Genomic DNA, 15,614 nt, shown 5'->3' with positions numbered 1-15,614 from the left:
CTGTGTCCGAGCACGTGAAGGAAACTTTCCCTCCGCCGGCCGCGCTCGCCGCCAAGGTGCGCACGCTCGCGCCCTCGATGACGCGCTCGATGCAGCGCGTCGCCGAGGCCGTCGCGGGTGATCCCGCCGGGTGCGCGGCCCTGACCGTCACCGGTCTCGCCGAACTCACCGGCACCAGCGAGGCGACCGTCGTGCGCACCGCCCGCCTCCTCGGCTACCCCGGCTACCGCGACCTGCGCCTCGCCCTCGCCGGGCTGGCCGCCCAGCAGCAGTCCGGGCGCTCCCCCGCGATCACCACGGACATCGACGTCGACGACCCGATCGCCGACGTCGTCGCCAAGCTCGCCTACGACGAGCAGCAGACCCTCGCCGACACCGCGGCCGGTCTGGACACCGCCCAACTGGGCGCCGCCGTGGCCGCGGTGGCCGCGGCCCGGCGCACCGACGTGTACGGGATCGGGGCGTCCGGGCTGGTCGCCCAGGACCTCACGCAGAAGCTGCTGCGGATAGGGCTGATGGCGCACGCCCCCGGCGACCCGCACCTCGCGGTCACCAACGCCGTGCAGCTCCGCGGCGGGGACGTCGCCATCGCCATCACGCACTCCGGGTCGACGGGCGACGTCATCGAGCCGCTGCGGGTCGCCTTCGAACGGGGCGCCACCACCGTGGCGATCACCGGGCGCCCGGACAGCGCCGTGACCTCCTACGCCGACCACGTGCTGACCACCTCGACGGCCCGGGAGAGCGAGCTGCGGCCGGCCGCGATGTCCTCGCGGACCGGTCAGCTCCTGGTGGTGGACTGCCTGTTCGTGGGGGTGGCACAGCGCACATACGAGTCGGCCGCGCCCGCGCTTGCCGCGTCGTACGAGGCCCTCGCGCACCGGCACCGGTAGACCGTAGGGGTCGTTGTCCGTGATCAGCCGAACGGGAAGAGCCGTCCGTCATGACCTCCCACACCCCCCGCAGCCCCCGCACCCCCCGTCCCGACCCCCTGCTCTCGCAGCTCTCCGCCCTGCCCACCGAGGCGTTCCGCGCCGACCTCGCCGAGATCGACCGCCTGCCCACGCTGGAGATCGCGCGGCTGATGAACGCCGAGGACGCCGGCGTCCCGGCCGCCGTCCGGACCCAGCTGCCACGGATCGCCGCCGTCATCGACGCCGTCGCCGCCCGGATGGGCCGGGGCGGGCGGCTCGTCTACGCCGGTGCCGGGACCGCCGGGCGGCTCGGGGTGCTGGACGCCTCCGAGTGCCCGCCCACCTTCAACACCGAACCCGGCGAGGTGGTCGGGCTCATCGCGGGCGGCCCCGACGCCCTGGTCAGCTCCGTCGAGGGCGCCGAGGACTCGCGCGAACTGGCCGTCGCCGACCTGGACGCCCTGCGCCTCACGCCCGACGACACCGTTGTCGGAGTCTCCGCCTCGGGCCGCACCCCCTACGCCCTCGGCGCCGTCGAACACGCCCGCGCCCTGGGCGCGCTGACCGTCGGGCTGGCCTGCAACCCGGGCAGCGCGCTCGCCTCGGCCGCCGAGCACGCCGTCGAGGTGGTCGTCGGACCGGAGCTGGTCACCGGCTCCACCCGGCTCAAGGCCGGCACCGCGCAGAAGCTGGTGCTCAACATGCTGTCGACGATCACCATGATCCGGCTGGGCAAGACCTACGGGAACCTGATGGTCGACGTGCGCGCCTCCAACGACAAGCTGCGCGCCCGCTCCCGGCGCATCGTCGCGCTCGCCACCGGTGCCGGGGACGAGGAGATCGAGGCGGCCCTCGCCGCCACCGGGGGCGAGGTGAAGCACGCGATCCTGGTGGTGCTCGCCGGGGTGGACGGGCCCACCGCCGCCCGCCTTCTGGAGGAGTCCGGCGGACATCTGCGTGCCGCGCTCGCCGCCACGCCGGGGTGACCCGCACGCTCTGCCCATGAGCACCGACCGCACCGACCCCACCGGCCCGCGCGCCACGGCCGCCGCCCTCCTGCCCCTGCTGGGCGGCCCCGCCAACGTCACGTCCGTCGCCCACTGCATGACCCGGCTGCGGGTGGGGCTGCTCGACCCGGCGCGGGTGCGGGAGGAGGCGGTGCGGGCCGTGCCCGGGGTGCTGGGGGTGGTGGCCGACGACGGGACGTACCAGGTGGTCCTCGGACCCGGCGCCGTGACCCGGGTGACGGCCGCCTTCGAGGAACTGCTCGGCTCCACCGTCGCCGGGGAACTCGCCGCCCGTGGCGCCGCGTTGCGCCAGGAGCGCGGGCGGCGCAACGCCACGCCCCTGAAGGCGGCCCTGCGCCGCGTCGCCGCCGTCTTCGTCCCGCTGATCCCCGCGCTCGTCGGCTGCGGGGTCCTCGCCGGGCTCGACGGCCTGCTGGTCAACGCCGGGTGGCTGCCGGGCGTCACGCCCGCCCTGAGCGTCGTGGCGTCCGCGTTCATGGCGCTCGTCGCGGTCTTCGTCGGCGTCAACACCGCCCGCGAGTTCGGCGGGACCCCCGTGCTGGGCGGCGCCGTCGCCGCCGTGGTGGTGTACCCGGGGGTGGCGAAGGTGACGGCGTTCGGGGCGGCACTGGCGCCCGGCCAGGGCGGGGTGCTCGGCGCGCTGGCCGCCGCGCTGCTCGCCACGTACGTCGAGAAGGCCTGCCGCGGGCGGGTGCCGGACGCGCTGGACGTCCTGGTGACCCCGACCGTGACCGTCCTGGTCGCCGGGCTCACCACGCTGTACGGCCTGATGTACGTGGCCGGCGCCGTCTCCTCGGCCGTCGGCACCGCAGCGACCTGGCTGCTCACCCACACCGGCGCGGTCGCCGGGCTGCTCCTCGGCGGCCTGTTCCTGCCGCTGGTCATGCTCGGTCTGCACCAGGCCCTCATCCCGCTGCACACCACCCTGATCGAACAGCAGGGCTCCACCCCGCTGCTGCCCGTCCTCGCCATGGCGGGCGCCGGCCAGGTCGGCGCGGCCTGCGCGGTGTACGTCCGCCTGCGCCACGACACGGCGCTGCGCGCCACGATCCGCTCGGCCCTCCCCGCCGGCCTGCTCGGCGTCGGCGAGCCCCTCATCTACGGCGTCTGCCTCCCGCTCGGCCGTCCCTTCCTCACCGCCTGCGCGGGCGGCGCGGCCGGCGGGGCGTTCGTCGGGTTCTTCGCGATGCTCGGCGACAGCGTCGGCGCCACGGCCATCGGCCCCTCCGGCTGGGCCCTGTTCCCGCTCCTGACCGGCTCCCACGGCCTGGCCGCGGCCGCGGCGGTCTACGCGGGCGGCCTGCTCACCGGCTACGGGGTGGGCTTCGCCGCGACCTGGGTCGCCGGCTTCCCCGACGGCCCGCCCCGCACCGCCCCGGGGGCGGGCGCCCCGGAACCGGTCCGGTCGTCCGGCTGAAACCGGCCTACCCTGGAGGCCGCTCCCCCTCGTCGAGACCGTGAGGCGTCGACCCACCATGAACCACGCGCAGCTCACCGCACTGGGCCGTGCCCTCCGCCTGCTCGGCGAGCACGGTGACGCCCTGACCACCGACACCCCGGACGCCCGGCTGCACGAGGTCAAGGCCGACCTGCGGCGGGCCCTGGACCTGCTGGAGGAGAGCGTCGGCGCCGCCGCGCCCGCCACCCGGTGCGCCGAGCACCCGAACGGGCCGGTCGACGAGAGCGCCCCCGACCTGTGCCTGCTGTGCGAGACCCGGCGCCGGGCCGCCCGCCGCTCCGAGTACAGCGGCCAGAACCCCTACGGTCCGTCCCGCCCGCACGGCGACCACCCCGGGTCGGCGCCCTCCCGGTACGGCGTCCGGGGCGACCGTCCCCAGCCCCAGCAGCGGTGGCTGCCGGAGCTGTGGAACGGGCAGGAGTGGCAGCTCTGCGGCACCCCGCGCCGCGACCGCCGCGAGGCCGAGCTGTACCTGGCCGCACTGCGCCGCGGGTCCCGGCCCGCCATGGCCTACCGGCTGGTCCACGAGTTCACCGACTACGAGGTGCTGCGCGTCTGGGGCACCCCGGTGAAGGTCGACATCGAGCCCATGGGCAACCTGTAGCACCCGCCGCGGCCGGCCCGGGGGTCAGAGGCCGGCCGAACCGGCCGAGGCCGAACCGCCGGAGGTCCACCCGGAGTTGGGCACCGGCCGAGAGCGGGTGCTGCGCTCGGTGCGCAGCTCCACCACCACCCCGGCCGGACCGAGCAGGCCCTCCAGCGCGTCGGCGAGCCGCTGCGGGTCACCGCCGAACGGGAGCGGGCCGATCCGCTCCGGGCCGTCCCGCAGGGCGAGTTCCAGCACGAGCGTGGAGACGGCCGGCCTGTGGTCCCCCTCGTACGGCTCCACCACCTCGTGCGTCAGCCGCACCTCGCGCAGGGTGTCGACGGGCAGCCGGTCGTCCGGCCCGGCGGTCCGGACCAGCCGCAGGGAGGCGGGCACCCCGGCCGGCGCGAACTCCACCCGCAGGATGTCCCGGGCCCGGGACAAGGCCAGCACCGGCCAGCCGAGCAGGTACTCCAGCCCGGCGATCACCGCCACCACCACGAACACGGTCGACGCCCGCGCCTCGGCCAGTGTCATCAGGAAGGCGACGACCGCGGTCGGCACGACCAGGGCGAGCGGAACGAACAGCGCCGGCCCCGCCGACGCCAGCGCGATGCGGACCGGCCCGGCCGGCGAGCCGCGGCGCAGGATCAGATCCGTCGAGTCGGGGCCTTGCCTGAGTAAGGGATCGGTGGCCATGCGTCCAGCGTAGGACCGGTCCGCAAGAGCGCCCCCGAGGTCCCGGCGGCGGACGCCGGACGGTCCGCCCGGCGTCCTGAAGCCGGGTCAGCTCAGGGTCTTCAGCGCCGCCGCGTCGTACGGCTTCAGCTCGTCGAGGCGGCCGGCGAGCACCTTCGCGGCCCACTCGGGGTCCTGGAGCAGCGCGCGGCCGACGGCGACCAGGTCGAACTCCTCGCGCTCCAGGCGGTCGAGGAGGTCGTCCAGGCCCTTGACCGGGGAGCCCTCGCCCGCGAAGCCGCGGATGAAGTCGCCGTCCAGGCCGACCGAGCCGACCGTGATGGTGGGCCGGCCGGTCAGCTTCTTCGTCCAGCCGGCCAGGTTCAGGTCCGAGCCGTCGAACTCGGGCAGCCAGTAGCGGCGCGTGGAGGCGTGGAAGGCGTCGACACCGGCCGCGGCGAGCGGGGCGAGGACGGCCTCCAGCTCCTCGGGGGTCTCGGCGAGCCGGGCGTCGTAGTTGTCCGACTTCCACTGCGAGTAGCGCAGGACGACCGGGAAGTCGGCCGACACGGAGGCGCGCACCGCGGCGACGATCTCGGCCGCGAACTTCGTCCGGGCGACCGGGTCACCGCCGTAGGCGTCGGTACGGCGGTTGGTGCCGGCCCACAGGAACTGGTCGATGAGGTAGCCGTGCGCGCCGTGCAGCTCGACCCCGTCGAACCCGATGCGCTCGGCGGCCGCGGCGGCCTGGGCGAAGGCGCCGATGACGTCGTCCAGGTCGCCGCGGGTCATGGCCTTGCCGTCCTGCGTGCCGTCCAGCCGGATGCCGGACGGGCCGACCGCGGGGGCCTGCTCGAACGGCGGCTTCCCCGGCCTGCGCACCATGCCGATGTGCCAGAGCTGCGGGAAGATCGTGCCGCCGGCCGCGTGCACCGCGTCGGCGACCTTCGCCCAGCCCGCGAGCTGCTCCTCGCCGTGGAACCGCGGCACCCGGTCGCTCTCGCCGGCCGACTCGTGGCCGACGTAGGTGCCCTCGGTGACGATGAGTCCGACCCCGGCGGCGGCGCGGCGGGCGTAGTACGACGCCACGTCCTCGCCCGGGACGCCGCCCGGCGAGAACATGCGGGTCATCGGCGCCATCGCGATGCGGTTCGGCACGGTCAGGCCGTTGATCGAGACCGGCCGGGCGAGGATCTGCGCCGCGCGGGAGGCGGACGACCCGGGAGTGGGCTCGGTGGACTCTGCGGTGGTCGCGGTCACGTGGGGGCTCCTTCGGGATATACCGGACGGTATGTGCACACGCATGCATGGCACGTCAACGTCAACCCGCGCCACGCGCCCGCTCATTCCGCGCCCGCTGCCCGATGGCTGTGATTCAGCCCACCCGGACGTCCGGTCCCGGCCCCGGGGAACGCCCGAGGGCGGCACCCCCCGTCGTACGGGGTGTGCCGCCCTCGGTCCGCAGGACGGTTGATCGACCGGGGTCGATCAGAAGTCCATGTCACCGCCCGGCATGCCGCCGCCGGCCGGGGCAGCGGCCTTCTCCGGCTTGTCGGCGATGACGGCCTCGGTGGTGAGGAACAGCGCGGCGATGGAGGCCGCGTTCTGCAGCGCGGAGCGGGTCACCTTGGCCGGGTCGATGATGCCCTCGGCGACCAGGTCGACGTACTCGCCGGTCGCGGCGTTCAGGCCGTGACCCGGGGTGAGGTTGCGGACCTTCTCCACCACGACGCCGCCCTCGAGGCCGGCGTTCACGGCGATCTGCTTCAGCGGGGCCTCCAGCGCGAGCTTGACGGCCTGGGCGCCCGTCGCCTCGTCGCCGTCGAGCTCCAGCTTCTCGAACACCTGGGAGGCCTGGAGCAGGGCCACGCCACCACCGGCGACGATGCCCTCCTCGACGGCCGCCTTGGCGTTGCGCACGGCGTCCTCGATGCGGTGCTTGCGCTCCTTGAGCTCCACCTCGGTGGCGGCACCGGCCTTGATGACCGCGACACCGCCGGCGAGCTTCGCCAGGCGCTCCTGCAGCTTTTCGCGGTCGTAGTCCGAGTCGCTGTTCTCGATCTCGGCGCGGATCTGGTTCACGCGGCCCGCGACCTGCTCCGAGGAGCCGGCGCCGTCGACGATCGTGGTCTCGTCCTTGGTGATGACGACCTTGCGGGCCTTGCCCAGCAGGTCCAGGGTCGTGTTCTCGAGCTTGAGACCGACCTCCTCGGAGATGACCTCGCCGCCGGTGAGGATGGCGATGTCGTTCAGCATCGCCTTGCGGCGGTCGCCGAAGCCCGGGGCCTTGACCGCGACGGACTTGAAGGTGCCGCGGATCTTGTTGACGACCAGGGTCGACAGGGCCTCGCCCTCGACGTCCTCGGCGATGATCAGCAGCGGCTTGCCCGACTGCATGACCTTCTCCAGGAGCGGGAGCAGGTCCTTGACGCTGGAGATCTTGGAGTTCGCGATCAGGATGTACGGGTCGTCGAGGACGGCCTCCATACGCTCCATGTCGGTCGCGAAGTAGGCGGAGATGTAGCCCTTGTCGAAGCGCATGCCCTCGGTGAGCTCGAGCTCCAGACCGAAGGTCTGCGACTCCTCGACGGTGATGACGCCTTCCTTGCCGACCTTGTCCATGGCCTCGGCGATGAGCTCGCCGATCTGGGTGTCGGCGGCGGAGATGGAGGCCGTGGAGGCGATCTGCTCCTTGGTCTCGACGTCCTTCGCCTGCTCCAGCAGGGCGGCGGAGACGGCCTCGACGGCCTTCTCGATACCGCGCTTGAGGGCCATCGGGTTGGCGCCGGCGGCGACGTTGCGCAGGCCTTCCTTGACCAGTGCCTGGGCCAGGACGGTGGCGGTCGTCGTGCCGTCACCGGCCACGTCGTCCGTCTTCTTCGCCACTTCCTTGACGAGCTCGGCACCGATCTTCTCGTACGGGTCCTCGAGCTCGATCTCCTTGGCGATGGAGACACCGTCGTTGGTGATCGTGGGGGCGCCCCACTTCTTCTCGAGGACGACGTTGCGGCCCTTGGGGCCGAGGGTGACCTTGACGGCGTCCGCGAGCTGGTTCATGCCGCGCTCGAGGCCGCGCCGCGCCTCCTCGTCGAACGCGATGATCTTGGCCATGTGAAGTGGTCCCTCCAGGACTGGGGGTGATTCCTTCGGACCGCGCCCGCGCCCGCGACGGACGGCTCGCCGGCCCGGTGGTTCCTTGCCCCACCCGGCCCGCGGGCCTCACCGACCCGGTCCTTCGCTGTCACTCTCACCTTCAGAGTGCTAACGCCAATGATTAGCACTCGGACTAGGAGAGTGCAAGACGCGCTCGCGGAGCGAGTGCTCCTCCAGGGGTGGTGGCCGGGCGACGGGCGGGCGCAAGCGGCTCTCGGGGACCGAGCCACGACTCAGCCGGGGGCGAACGGACGGGCGCCCCGCGCACACGGACGAGGGGCCCGCGCCCTGGGCGGGCGCGGACCCCTCGGTGAGTGACTGCGGAAGAACGTTCAGGCGGTGAACGTTCAGGCGGTGACACGAACCATGTCGGCCTGCGGGCCCTTCTGACCCTGCGAGATCTCGAACTCGACCCGCTGGCCTTCTTCAAGGGTGCGGTAGCCGTCCATCTGAATGGCGCTGTAGTGGACGAAGACGTCCGCACCACCGTCGACCGCGATGAAGCCGTACCCCTTCTCCGCGTTGAACCACTTGACGGTGCCCTGAGCCATGCCTAACTCCCCTATTACTGGCCCTTGCACAGATCCGCACTTCGCGGATCCGGGTCAGACCTCACCCCCCAGACTGGTTGGGGGCGTGCGCCGGAACGCGTCGACCGCGGCTGAATGTATCTGTCCAACTGCCGTCTGCAACAGGTCAATCGGACGAGAATTCTGGACGCCGACGATCCGGAATGTGGTCAGAATTCGTCCGAATTCAGGGCAAGTCGGGCCCCATAAAAGGAACATAAGCCGCGGCGGCAGCACACAGTTTGGCTACTTCTCATCGGGCACGCGGCAGGAAACAAGGCCCGCCGATTCCTGGATCCGGGGCGGGTTCCCCAACTCTACCGCGCTCAACCACATGGAATTGCCCCCTCCGCTTCTCTCACGGTGGGGGCAATTCGATGAACGCGCGGTAATCGCTATTACCGAGGGTTATTGACCGCCGGCGACGGCCGGGATGATGGAGATGCCGGCGCCGTCCGGGGTCGCCGTCTGCAGGCCCTGCTCGAAGCGCACGTCGTCGTCGTCGACGTAGACGTTCACGAACCGGCGCAGCTTGCCCTGGTCGTCGAGGACGCGGGCGGCGATGCCGGTGTGGTGCTTCTCCAGGTCCTCGATGACCTCGGCGAGGGTCGCGCCCTCGGCGGCGACCTCGGCCCGGCCGCCGGTGTAGGTGCGCAGGATGGTGGGGATGCGGACGGTCACGCTCATGCGAGGCCAGCCTCTCGGAAGGAGTCCAGGGTCGGGCGGATGGTGGCGGTCAGGCCGGTGCCGGCCACCGCGTCCAGGGTCTTCAGGCCGTCGCCGGTGTTGAGGACGACCGTGGTCAGCGACGGGTCGAGCACCCCGGCGCCGATCAGCTTGCGCGTCACGCCCACCGTCACCCCGCCCGCCGTCTCGGCGAAGATGCCCTCGGTGCGGGCCAGCAGCTTGATCGCGTCGACGACTTCCTCGTCCGTGACGTCCTCCACGGCACCGCCGGTGCGCCGGGCGATGTCCAGGACGTAGGGCCCGTCGGCCGGGTTGCCGATGGCCAGCGACTTGGCGATGGTGTTCGGCTTCTGCGGGCGGACCACGTCGTGACCGGCCTTGAAGGCGGCCGACACCGGGGAGCAGCCCTCGGCCTGGGCGCCGAAGATCTTGTACGGCCGGTCCTCGACGAGGCCCAGCTCGACCAGTTCCCGCAGCCCCTTGTCGATCTTGGTGAGCTGGGAGCCGGAGGCGATCGGCACGACGATCTGGTCCGGCAGCCGCCAGCCGAGCTGCTCGCAGATCTCGTACGCCAGCGTCTTGGAGCCCTCGGCGTAGTACGGCCGCAGGTTGACGTTGACGAAGCCCCAGCCCTCGCCCGCCGGGTCGCCGATCAGCTCGGAGCAGAAGCGGTTCACGTCGTCGTAGTTGCCCTCGATGCCGACCAGCTCGCCGCCGTAGACCGCGGCCATGACGACCTTGCCCTGCTCCAGGTCGTGCGGGATGAACACGCAGCTGCGGAAGCCGGCGCGGGCGGCGGCGGCGCCCACCGCGCCGGCCAGGTTGCCCGTCGAGGAGCAGGACAGCGTGGTGAAGCCGAAGGCGCGGGCGGCCTCCAGGGCCTGGGCGACGACGCGGTCCTTGAAGGAGTGCGTCGGGTTGCCGGAGTCGTCCTTGACGAACAGCCTGCCGGGCTCGACGCCCAGCTCGCGGGCCAGGTTGTCGGCCTGGACGAGCTTGGTCCAGCCGGGGTTGATGTTCGGCTTGTCGGCCACGTCCGCGGGGACGGGCAGCAGCGGGGCGTAGCGCCAGATGTTCGCCGGGCCCGACTCGATCCGCTTGCGCAGTTCCTCGGTGTCGTGGGCGGAGAAGTCGTAGGCGATCTCCAGCGGACCGAAACACTCCTCGCACGCGAAGACCGGCCCGAGCGGCACGCGGTGGCCGCACTCGCGGCAGCTCAGGGCGGCGGCGGGGCCGAGGTCGACGGTGGAGTCGGTCGTGCTTTCAACAGTCTGCGCAGCCATGTGAGGCGAGGCCCTTTCTCCTCATCTTCCTCACGACGCATCTCGCCGTGAGACGGATTTGGCACCTTCCCTAGCCGGGAGCCTCGCTGCACAGGTCAGGAGAACCGACTGGAGGGTTGCCGGGGCTTCATCGGGCCGTGTCCCTCTGCCCCTCTGGATGAGCTGTATGTGGTTGTGGACGCCGGCCGACCCCGACATGCGATGGTCACCAGCGTTGTCCAAGACTGTAACCGACGACCAGGACAGTTGAGATAGTCGTCCGAACCGCGAGACAACCGTGAGGAGCCGCTGACCGTGCTGGAAGAAGTCGAACGCTGGCTGGCCACCCGGTCCTGGTCCGTGGCCGACCGCCCCCTCCACCGGGTCCTGGCGGCCAAGCGCGCCGCGGGGCTGACCGTGTCCGTCGTCCTGCCCGCGCTGAACGAGGAGGAGACCGTCGGCGAGATCGTCGCCGTCATCCGGCACGACCTCGTGCAGCAGGCGCCGCTCGTCGACGAGATCGTGGTCGTGGACTCGGGGTCCACCGACCGCACCTCCGAGGTGGCCGCCGCCGCGGGCGCCCGGGTCGTCCACCGCGACACCATCCTGCCGCGCATACCCGCCGTGCCCGGCAAGGGCGAGGTGCTGTGGCGCTCCCTGCTGGTGACCGGCGGGGACATCGTCTGCTTCATCGACGCCGACCTCAGGGAGTTCACCTCCGACTTCGTCACCGGCCTCGTCGGCCCGCTGCTCACCGAGCCGGACGTCGACCTGGTCAAGGGCATGTACGACCGCCCCCTCGGCGGCACGGCCGGCCAGGGCGGCCGGGTGACGGAGCTGATGGCCCGCCCGCTGCTGAACATGCACTGGCCGCAGCTCGCCGGCTTCGTGCAGCCGCTCGGCGGCGAGTACGCGGCCCGCCGCTCCCTGCTGGAGCAGCTTCCGTTCCCCGTCGGCTACGGCGTGGAGCTAGGCATGCTGGTGGACGCGCTGCACCTGGTGGGCCTGGACGCCCTGGCCCAGGTCGACCTCGGGGTGCGCAAGCACCGCCACCAGGACGGCCAGGCCCTCGGCCGGATGGCCGCGGCGATCTACCGCACCGCCCAGCTCCGCCTGGCCCGCGGCCACCTGATCCGCCCGGCCCTCACCCAGTTCGAACGGGGCGAGTCCGGCTTCGAGCCCCGCACCTATTCGGTGGACACGGAGGAGCGCCCGCCGATGACCGAGATCGCCGAGTACACCACCCGCAAGGTGGCGTGAGGGCCCCGGACCCGACGGCCCGTATACGGTCGCTCGCCCAGGGGAACCGTACGTTTGAGCGTTTACGGGTCGGGCTAGGTTGAGGCGTATGGCTCTCACGCGCGGTGCTGATCAGAAGGCTCGGGTGCTGGTCGCGTCCAATCGCGGACCGGTGTCGTACACGGTGGGCGAGGACGGTTCGCTGACCGCGAAACGGGGCGGGGGCGGACTCGTCTCGGGGCTCTCCGCGATCGGCCCGGACGCGGACGCGCTGTGGGTGTGCTCGGCGCTGTCCGACGGTGACCGCGAGGCCGTGCGGCGCGGCGAGGGCGAGCCCGGCACCCGGATGCTGGACATCCCGGCCGACGTGCACGCGGACGCGTACAACGGCATCGCCAACTCGGTGCTGTGGTTCGTCCACCACATGATCTACCAGACGCCGCTGGAGCCGGTCTTCGACGCGGAGTTCCGGCGCCAGTGGGCGTCGTACGAGGCGTACAACCGCGCGTTCGCCGAGGCGCTCGCCGAGGAGGCGGCGCCGGGCGCGGCCGTGCTGGTGCAGGACTACCACCTGACCCTGGTCCCCGGGATGCTCCGCGAGCTGCGGCCCGACCTGCGGATCAGCCACTTCTCGCACACGCCGTGGGCACCGCCGGAGTACTTCCGGATGCTGCCGCGCGACATCGCCGGGCAGGTGCTGCGCGGCATGCTCGGCGCCGACCGGCTGGGTTTCCTGACCCGGCGCTGGGCGGACGCGTTCGCCGCGTGCTGCGAGCAGTTCGCGGGCGGCACCGGCGACACCCTGATCGGGGTGCACGGGCTCGGCGCGGACGGCGAGTTCCTGCGCGAGCGGGCCCACCGGCCCGACGTGGCCGAGCGGATGGCGGGGCTGCGCGAGGAGATCGGCGCGGGCCGCCGCACGATCGTGCGCGTGGACCGCACCGAGCTGTCGAAGAACATCGTGCGCGGCCTGCTGGCCTACGAGCAGCTGCTGGTGGACCACCCCGAGTGGCGCGAGCGCGTGGTGCACGTGGCGTTCGCCTACCCCTCGCGGCAGGACCTCGCGGTGTACCGGGACTACACGGCCGAGGTGCAGCGCACCGCGGAGCGGATCAACGAGCGGTTCGGCACCCCCGGCTGGACCCCGGTCGTGCTGCACGTCAAGGACGACTTCGCCCGCTCCCTGGCCGCCTACCGCCTCGCCGACGTGGCCCTGGTGAACCCCATCCGGGACGGCATGAACCTGGTCGCCAAGGAGATGCCCGTCCTGTCCGAGGAGGGCTGCGTGCTGGTGCTGTCCCGGGAGGCCGGGGCGTTCGAGGAGCTGGGCGAGGACGCCCTCGCCGTGAACCCGTACGACGTGGTCGACACCGCCCGCGCCCTGCACGAGGCGCTGACCATGCCCGCGGAGGAGCGGGCCGAGCGGACCAAGCGCCTGGCGGCAGCGGCGACCGCGCTGCCGCCGGCGCAGTGGTTCCTGGACCAGCTCAACGCCCTGACGGCTCAGCCGAGCTGAGTCGACAGCGCCCGCAGCAGCCGTACGACGCCCTCCGGGCCGTCCACCACCAGGTCGGCCCGGTCGGCGAGTTCGGTGACCTCGGCGCTGCCGCTGCACACCAGCAGCCCGGCGACGCCCTCACCGCGCAGCCGCTCCACGGCGGCGAACGCGGGCAGGTCGCCCAGGTCGTCCCCGGCGTACAGCACGGTCTCCGCGCCGGTCGCGCGGACGTACCCGGTCAGCGCGACGCCCTTGTCCACGCCCGCCGGACGCACCTCCAGGACCAGGCGCCCGGGTTCCAGGACGAGTCCGTGCCGCTCGGCCAGGTCCCGCAGCGGGTCGAGCAGGGCGCGGAAGGCGCCGTCGGGGTCGGTGGCCCGGCGGGTGTGCACGGCCACGGCCCTGCCCTTCTCCTCCACCCAGACGCCGTCCCAGTTCCCGGCCCGCTCCAGCACGGCCGGCAGCTCGTCGCGGACCCCGGCGAGACCGGGGTGCGGGGCGGGGGCGGTGACCTCGCCGGTGCGGGCGTCCCAGCGCTCGGCCCCGTAGTGCCCGAGCACGGTCAGGTGCTCCAGCCCGGCGGCCCCGGCGAAGGAGCCGTTGCGCACGGCGACCTCGGCGGGCCGCCCGGTGACGATGGCGACCCCGGCCAGCCGAGGCGCGAGGGCGGCGAGGGCCGGCAGGGCGTCGGGGTGGGCGCGGGCCTTCTCGGGGTCCTCGACGATGGGCGCGAGGGTGCCGTCGAAGTCGAGGCCGACGACGGCCCGCCCGGGCCGGGCGACCAGCGCCTCCAGCGCGTCCCTCCCGGCCTGGGTACGCGGCGTGGGCAGACTCTCGGCGGAATACGTCTCAGGGCTTCCCATGACACCGACCCTAATGGGGGCGCGTCCTGGACACCGCGAGCAGCACCCACCCCTCAGGGGCGCGGGGAACTGCGCGACCAGCCACGAACAGACCCGCACCCGGCGACGCACCGCACCCCCACGGCGCACGACCGCCGGCGAACACCCCGCACGGCTACCGCTCACCCCGCCGCGCGTCCCGCACCCGCCGCAGGCGGTTCACCGTCACCGGATCGTGCTCCAGCGCCCGCGGATCGTCCAGCAGGGCGTTGAGGAGCTGGTAGTAGCGCACCGGCGCCAGCCCCAACTCCTCCCGTACCGCCCGCTCCTTGGCCCCCGGTGACGAGAACCCGCGGCGCTCCATCGCGAGGATGTCCCGCTCCCGCTGCTCCATACCCCGCACGGTAACTCAGCCCGAGGTACTGGTGTCCGCCGTCATCGCCTTGGTCTGGAGCTCGCCGAGGACCAGCGCGGGGCTCGCGCCGGGCTGCACCGCGGTGCCGATCTGCTTCTTGACGGCCGCGCTGACCGTCGCCCAGGAGGTGCGGCCGACCGGGTACAGCTCGGCCAGCGGGAGTTCGTCCAGGAACGGCTTGAGGTCCTGGTCCCCGGCCGCCGTGGCCATCACCCCGCTCGCCGACGTGGTCACGGGCAGCAGGTCGTACTCGCGGGAGAAGGCGAGCACGTTCTTCTCGCTGTAGACGAAGTCGAGGAAGTCACCGATCTGCTCGCCGTGGCCGTTCTGCTTGAAGGCGGCCATCCAGTCGGCCACGCCCAGGGCGTTGCGGGCGGCGCCGTCCTTGCCGGGCATCGGCACCATGCCGAACTTCACGCCCTTCGCCGCGGCCGTCTTCATCAGCGAGGGGTGCCCGTTGAGCATGCCCACCCGGCCGTCGGCGAACGCCGCGAACGCGGCCGCCCGGTTCAGCTTGCCGGGTGCGACCGGCCCGGTCAGCCCCTTGCCGACCAGTTCGTCCTTCAGCCATGTGAACGTCTCGACGTTCTCGGCGGCGTCGAGGCTGTAGCCGCCGACGGTGGAGGTGTAGCCGCCCCCGCCGCTCAGCAGCCACTGCAGGGTCTCGGCCTGTGCCTCCTCCGGCCCGAGCGGCAGCGCGTACGGGTACGTCACCCCCTCGTCCTCGAGCGCGGCGGCGTCGGAGGCCAGCTCGGCCCACGTGGTGGGCGGCTTCAGGCCGGCCTTGTGGAAGAGGGTCTTGTTGTAGAACAGCAGCCGCGTGGAGGCCGCGAACGGCATGCCGTACTGGACGCCGTCGACCTCGCCGGCCCGGGCGAGCTGCGGGACGAAGTCGGCCTGCACGGGGATGGAGAGCACGTCGCCGGCCCGGTAGAGCCGGTCCTCGGCCGCGTAGTCGGCGTAGGCGCCGATCTGCGCCATGTCGGGCGCCTCGCCGGCGTCGACCATCCGGCGGACCTTGCGGTCGACCTCCGTCCAGGAGTAGACGCTCACCTCGACGTGGACGTCGGGGTGCCGCGCCTCGTACGCCTCGACGAGGTCCGCCCAGTACTTCTTCGAGCTGTTGGCCGCGCTGTCGCCGTAGTCGGCCGCGACCAGCTTCAGCGTCACCTCGCCCGAGCCGCCGCCGAGCCCGCAGCCGGAGAGGACTCCCGTCATCCCCAGCGCGGCCGCCGCCGCGATCGTCCCCGTACGCCAAGCGCGCCGCTGCACGTGTCATCCCCT

At 72.8% G+C, this 15,614-nt stretch carries 15 protein-coding genes and 1 riboswitch; of the genes, 6 read left to right on the top strand and 9 right to left on the bottom strand.

Annotation, left to right across the window (positions count from 1 at the left end; all coding sequences use genetic code 11):
* Window positions 1-2 precede the first annotated feature (2 nt).
* The 4 genes from E4U92_RS23950 to E4U92_RS23935 are packed head-to-tail and all read left to right on the top strand — an operon-like array spanning window position 3 to window position 4,005.
* Window positions 3-893 (top strand): MurR/RpiR family transcriptional regulator, encoded by an 891-nt coding sequence (locus E4U92_RS23950; protein ID WP_373311512.1) that lies wholly within the window; start codon window positions 3-5, stop codon window positions 891-893.
* A gap of 50 nt (window positions 894-943) precedes the next feature.
* Window positions 944-1,900 carry an N-acetylmuramic acid 6-phosphate etherase gene (murQ, locus tag E4U92_RS23945; protein WP_137302512.1) on the top strand — a complete coding sequence of 319 codons (957 nt, stop codon included), beginning with the start codon at window positions 944-946 and terminating at the stop codon, window positions 1,898-1,900.
* Window positions 1,901-1,916: 16 nt separating this feature from the next.
* On the top strand, window positions 1,917-3,359 hold the full coding sequence (locus tag E4U92_RS23940) for a PTS transporter subunit EIIC (protein WP_137302511.1): 1,443 nt from the start codon (window positions 1,917-1,919) through the stop codon (window positions 3,357-3,359).
* Between the two features lie 58 nt (window positions 3,360-3,417).
* Entirely contained in the window at window positions 3,418-4,005 is a 588-nt protein-coding gene (locus E4U92_RS23935; protein ID WP_137302510.1) for a hypothetical protein, read from the top strand.
* A gap of 24 nt (window positions 4,006-4,029) precedes the next feature.
* On the opposite strand, the gene E4U92_RS23930 is transcribed toward E4U92_RS23935, so the two are convergent.
* From E4U92_RS23930 to thrC, 6 genes are all read right to left on the bottom strand, one after another.
* Window positions 4,030-4,686 (bottom strand): hypothetical protein, encoded by a 657-nt coding sequence (locus tag E4U92_RS23930; protein WP_137302509.1) that lies wholly within the window; start codon window positions 4,684-4,686, stop codon window positions 4,030-4,032.
* An 87-nt stretch (window positions 4,687-4,773) separates the two neighbouring features.
* A complete protein-coding gene (locus E4U92_RS23925; protein ID WP_229862557.1) occupies window positions 4,774-5,925 on the bottom strand; it encodes an NADH:flavin oxidoreductase in 1,152 nt (383 codons plus the stop codon).
* A 228-nt stretch (window positions 5,926-6,153) separates the two neighbouring features.
* Window positions 6,154-7,776 carry a chaperonin GroEL gene (gene groL / locus E4U92_RS23920; RefSeq protein WP_137302507.1) on the bottom strand — a complete coding sequence of 541 codons (1,623 nt, stop codon included), beginning with the start codon at window positions 7,774-7,776 and terminating at the stop codon, window positions 6,154-6,156.
* A gap of 389 nt (window positions 7,777-8,165) precedes the next feature.
* The gene (locus E4U92_RS23915) at window positions 8,166-8,369 is read right to left on the bottom strand and encodes a cold-shock protein (RefSeq protein WP_004986573.1); all 204 of its coding nucleotides are present in this window, start codon (window positions 8,367-8,369) and stop codon (window positions 8,166-8,168) included.
* A 426-nt stretch (window positions 8,370-8,795) separates the two neighbouring features.
* The gene (locus E4U92_RS23910; protein ID WP_137302506.1) at window positions 8,796-9,074 is read right to left on the bottom strand and encodes a MoaD/ThiS family protein; all 279 of its coding nucleotides are present in this window, start codon (window positions 9,072-9,074) and stop codon (window positions 8,796-8,798) included.
* Entirely contained in the window at window positions 9,071-10,357 is a 1,287-nt protein-coding gene (thrC, locus tag E4U92_RS23905) for a threonine synthase (protein ID WP_137302505.1), read from the bottom strand. The genes E4U92_RS23910 and thrC overlap by 4 nt, the downstream gene beginning before the upstream one ends.
* A gap of 18 nt (window positions 10,358-10,375) precedes the next feature.
* Window positions 10,376-10,521, bottom strand: a riboswitch (SAM riboswitch).
* A gap of 130 nt (window positions 10,522-10,651) precedes the next feature.
* Here thrC and E4U92_RS23900 point away from each other — a divergent pair.
* Window positions 10,652-11,596, top strand: a complete 945-nt coding sequence (locus E4U92_RS23900) for a glucosyl-3-phosphoglycerate synthase (RefSeq protein WP_137302504.1) — start codon at window positions 10,652-10,654, stop codon at window positions 11,594-11,596.
* An 88-nt stretch (window positions 11,597-11,684) separates the two neighbouring features.
* The gene (locus E4U92_RS23895; protein ID WP_137302503.1) at window positions 11,685-13,091 is read left to right on the top strand and encodes an alpha,alpha-trehalose-phosphate synthase (UDP-forming); all 1,407 of its coding nucleotides are present in this window, start codon (window positions 11,685-11,687) and stop codon (window positions 13,089-13,091) included.
* On the opposite strand, the gene otsB is transcribed toward E4U92_RS23895, so the two are convergent.
* From otsB to E4U92_RS23880, 3 genes are all read right to left on the bottom strand, one after another.
* Window positions 13,079-13,936: a trehalose-phosphatase gene (gene otsB, locus E4U92_RS23890; protein WP_137302502.1), complete on the bottom strand. Its 858-nt coding sequence runs from the start codon at window positions 13,934-13,936 to the stop codon at window positions 13,079-13,081. The two genes, E4U92_RS23895 and otsB, sit on opposite strands and share 13 nt — an antisense overlap.
* A 154-nt stretch (window positions 13,937-14,090) precedes the next feature.
* Window positions 14,091-14,309, bottom strand: a complete 219-nt coding sequence (locus tag E4U92_RS23885) for a DUF3263 domain-containing protein (RefSeq protein WP_067234418.1) — start codon at window positions 14,307-14,309, stop codon at window positions 14,091-14,093.
* A 15-nt stretch (window positions 14,310-14,324) separates the two neighbouring features.
* Complete coding sequence (locus tag E4U92_RS23880; RefSeq protein WP_444545289.1) at window positions 14,325-15,602, bottom strand: extracellular solute-binding protein; 1,278 nt, start codon at window positions 15,600-15,602, stop codon at window positions 14,325-14,327.
* Window positions 15,603-15,614 lie beyond the last annotated feature (12 nt).

This window comes from Streptomyces galbus, assembly GCF_005280195.1.
Lineage (GTDB): Bacteria > Actinomycetota > Actinomycetes > Streptomycetales > Streptomycetaceae > Streptomyces > Streptomyces galbus.
The sequence above is the reverse complement of the archived record's forward strand: the minus strand, read 5'-3'. Positions and strand labels throughout refer to the sequence as shown.

What these genes read in the sequence shown, in the direction of transcription:
- otsB (WP_137302502.1), bottom strand. Translation starts at nt 13,936, where the DNA reads ATGGGAAGCCCTGAGACGTATTCCGCCGAGAGTCTGCCCACGCCGCGT.
- E4U92_RS23910 (WP_137302506.1), bottom strand. Translation starts at nt 9,074, where the DNA reads ATGAGCGTGACCGTCCGCATCCCCACCATCCTGCGCACCTACACCGGC.
- E4U92_RS23885 (WP_067234418.1), bottom strand. Translation starts at nt 14,309, where the DNA reads ATGGAGCAGCGGGAGCGGGACATCCTCGCGATGGAGCGCCGCGGGTTC.
- thrC (WP_137302505.1), bottom strand. Translation starts at nt 10,357, where the DNA reads ATGGCTGCGCAGACTGTTGAAAGCACGACCGACTCCACCGTCGACCTC.
- E4U92_RS23930 (WP_137302509.1), bottom strand. Translation starts at nt 4,686, where the DNA reads ATGGCCACCGATCCCTTACTCAGGCAAGGCCCCGACTCGACGGATCTG.
- E4U92_RS23940 (WP_137302511.1), top strand. Translation starts at nt 1,917, where the DNA reads ATGAGCACCGACCGCACCGACCCCACCGGCCCGCGCGCCACGGCCGCC.
- groL (WP_137302507.1), bottom strand. Translation starts at nt 7,776, where the DNA reads ATGGCCAAGATCATCGCGTTCGACGAGGAGGCGCGGCGCGGCCTCGAG.
- murQ (WP_137302512.1), top strand. Translation starts at nt 944, where the DNA reads ATGACCTCCCACACCCCCCGCAGCCCCCGCACCCCCCGTCCCGACCCC.
- E4U92_RS23915 (WP_004986573.1), bottom strand. Translation starts at nt 8,369, where the DNA reads ATGGCTCAGGGCACCGTCAAGTGGTTCAACGCGGAGAAGGGGTACGGC.
- E4U92_RS23935 (WP_137302510.1), top strand. Translation starts at nt 3,418, where the DNA reads ATGAACCACGCGCAGCTCACCGCACTGGGCCGTGCCCTCCGCCTGCTC.
- E4U92_RS23895 (WP_137302503.1), top strand. Translation starts at nt 11,685, where the DNA reads ATGGCTCTCACGCGCGGTGCTGATCAGAAGGCTCGGGTGCTGGTCGCG.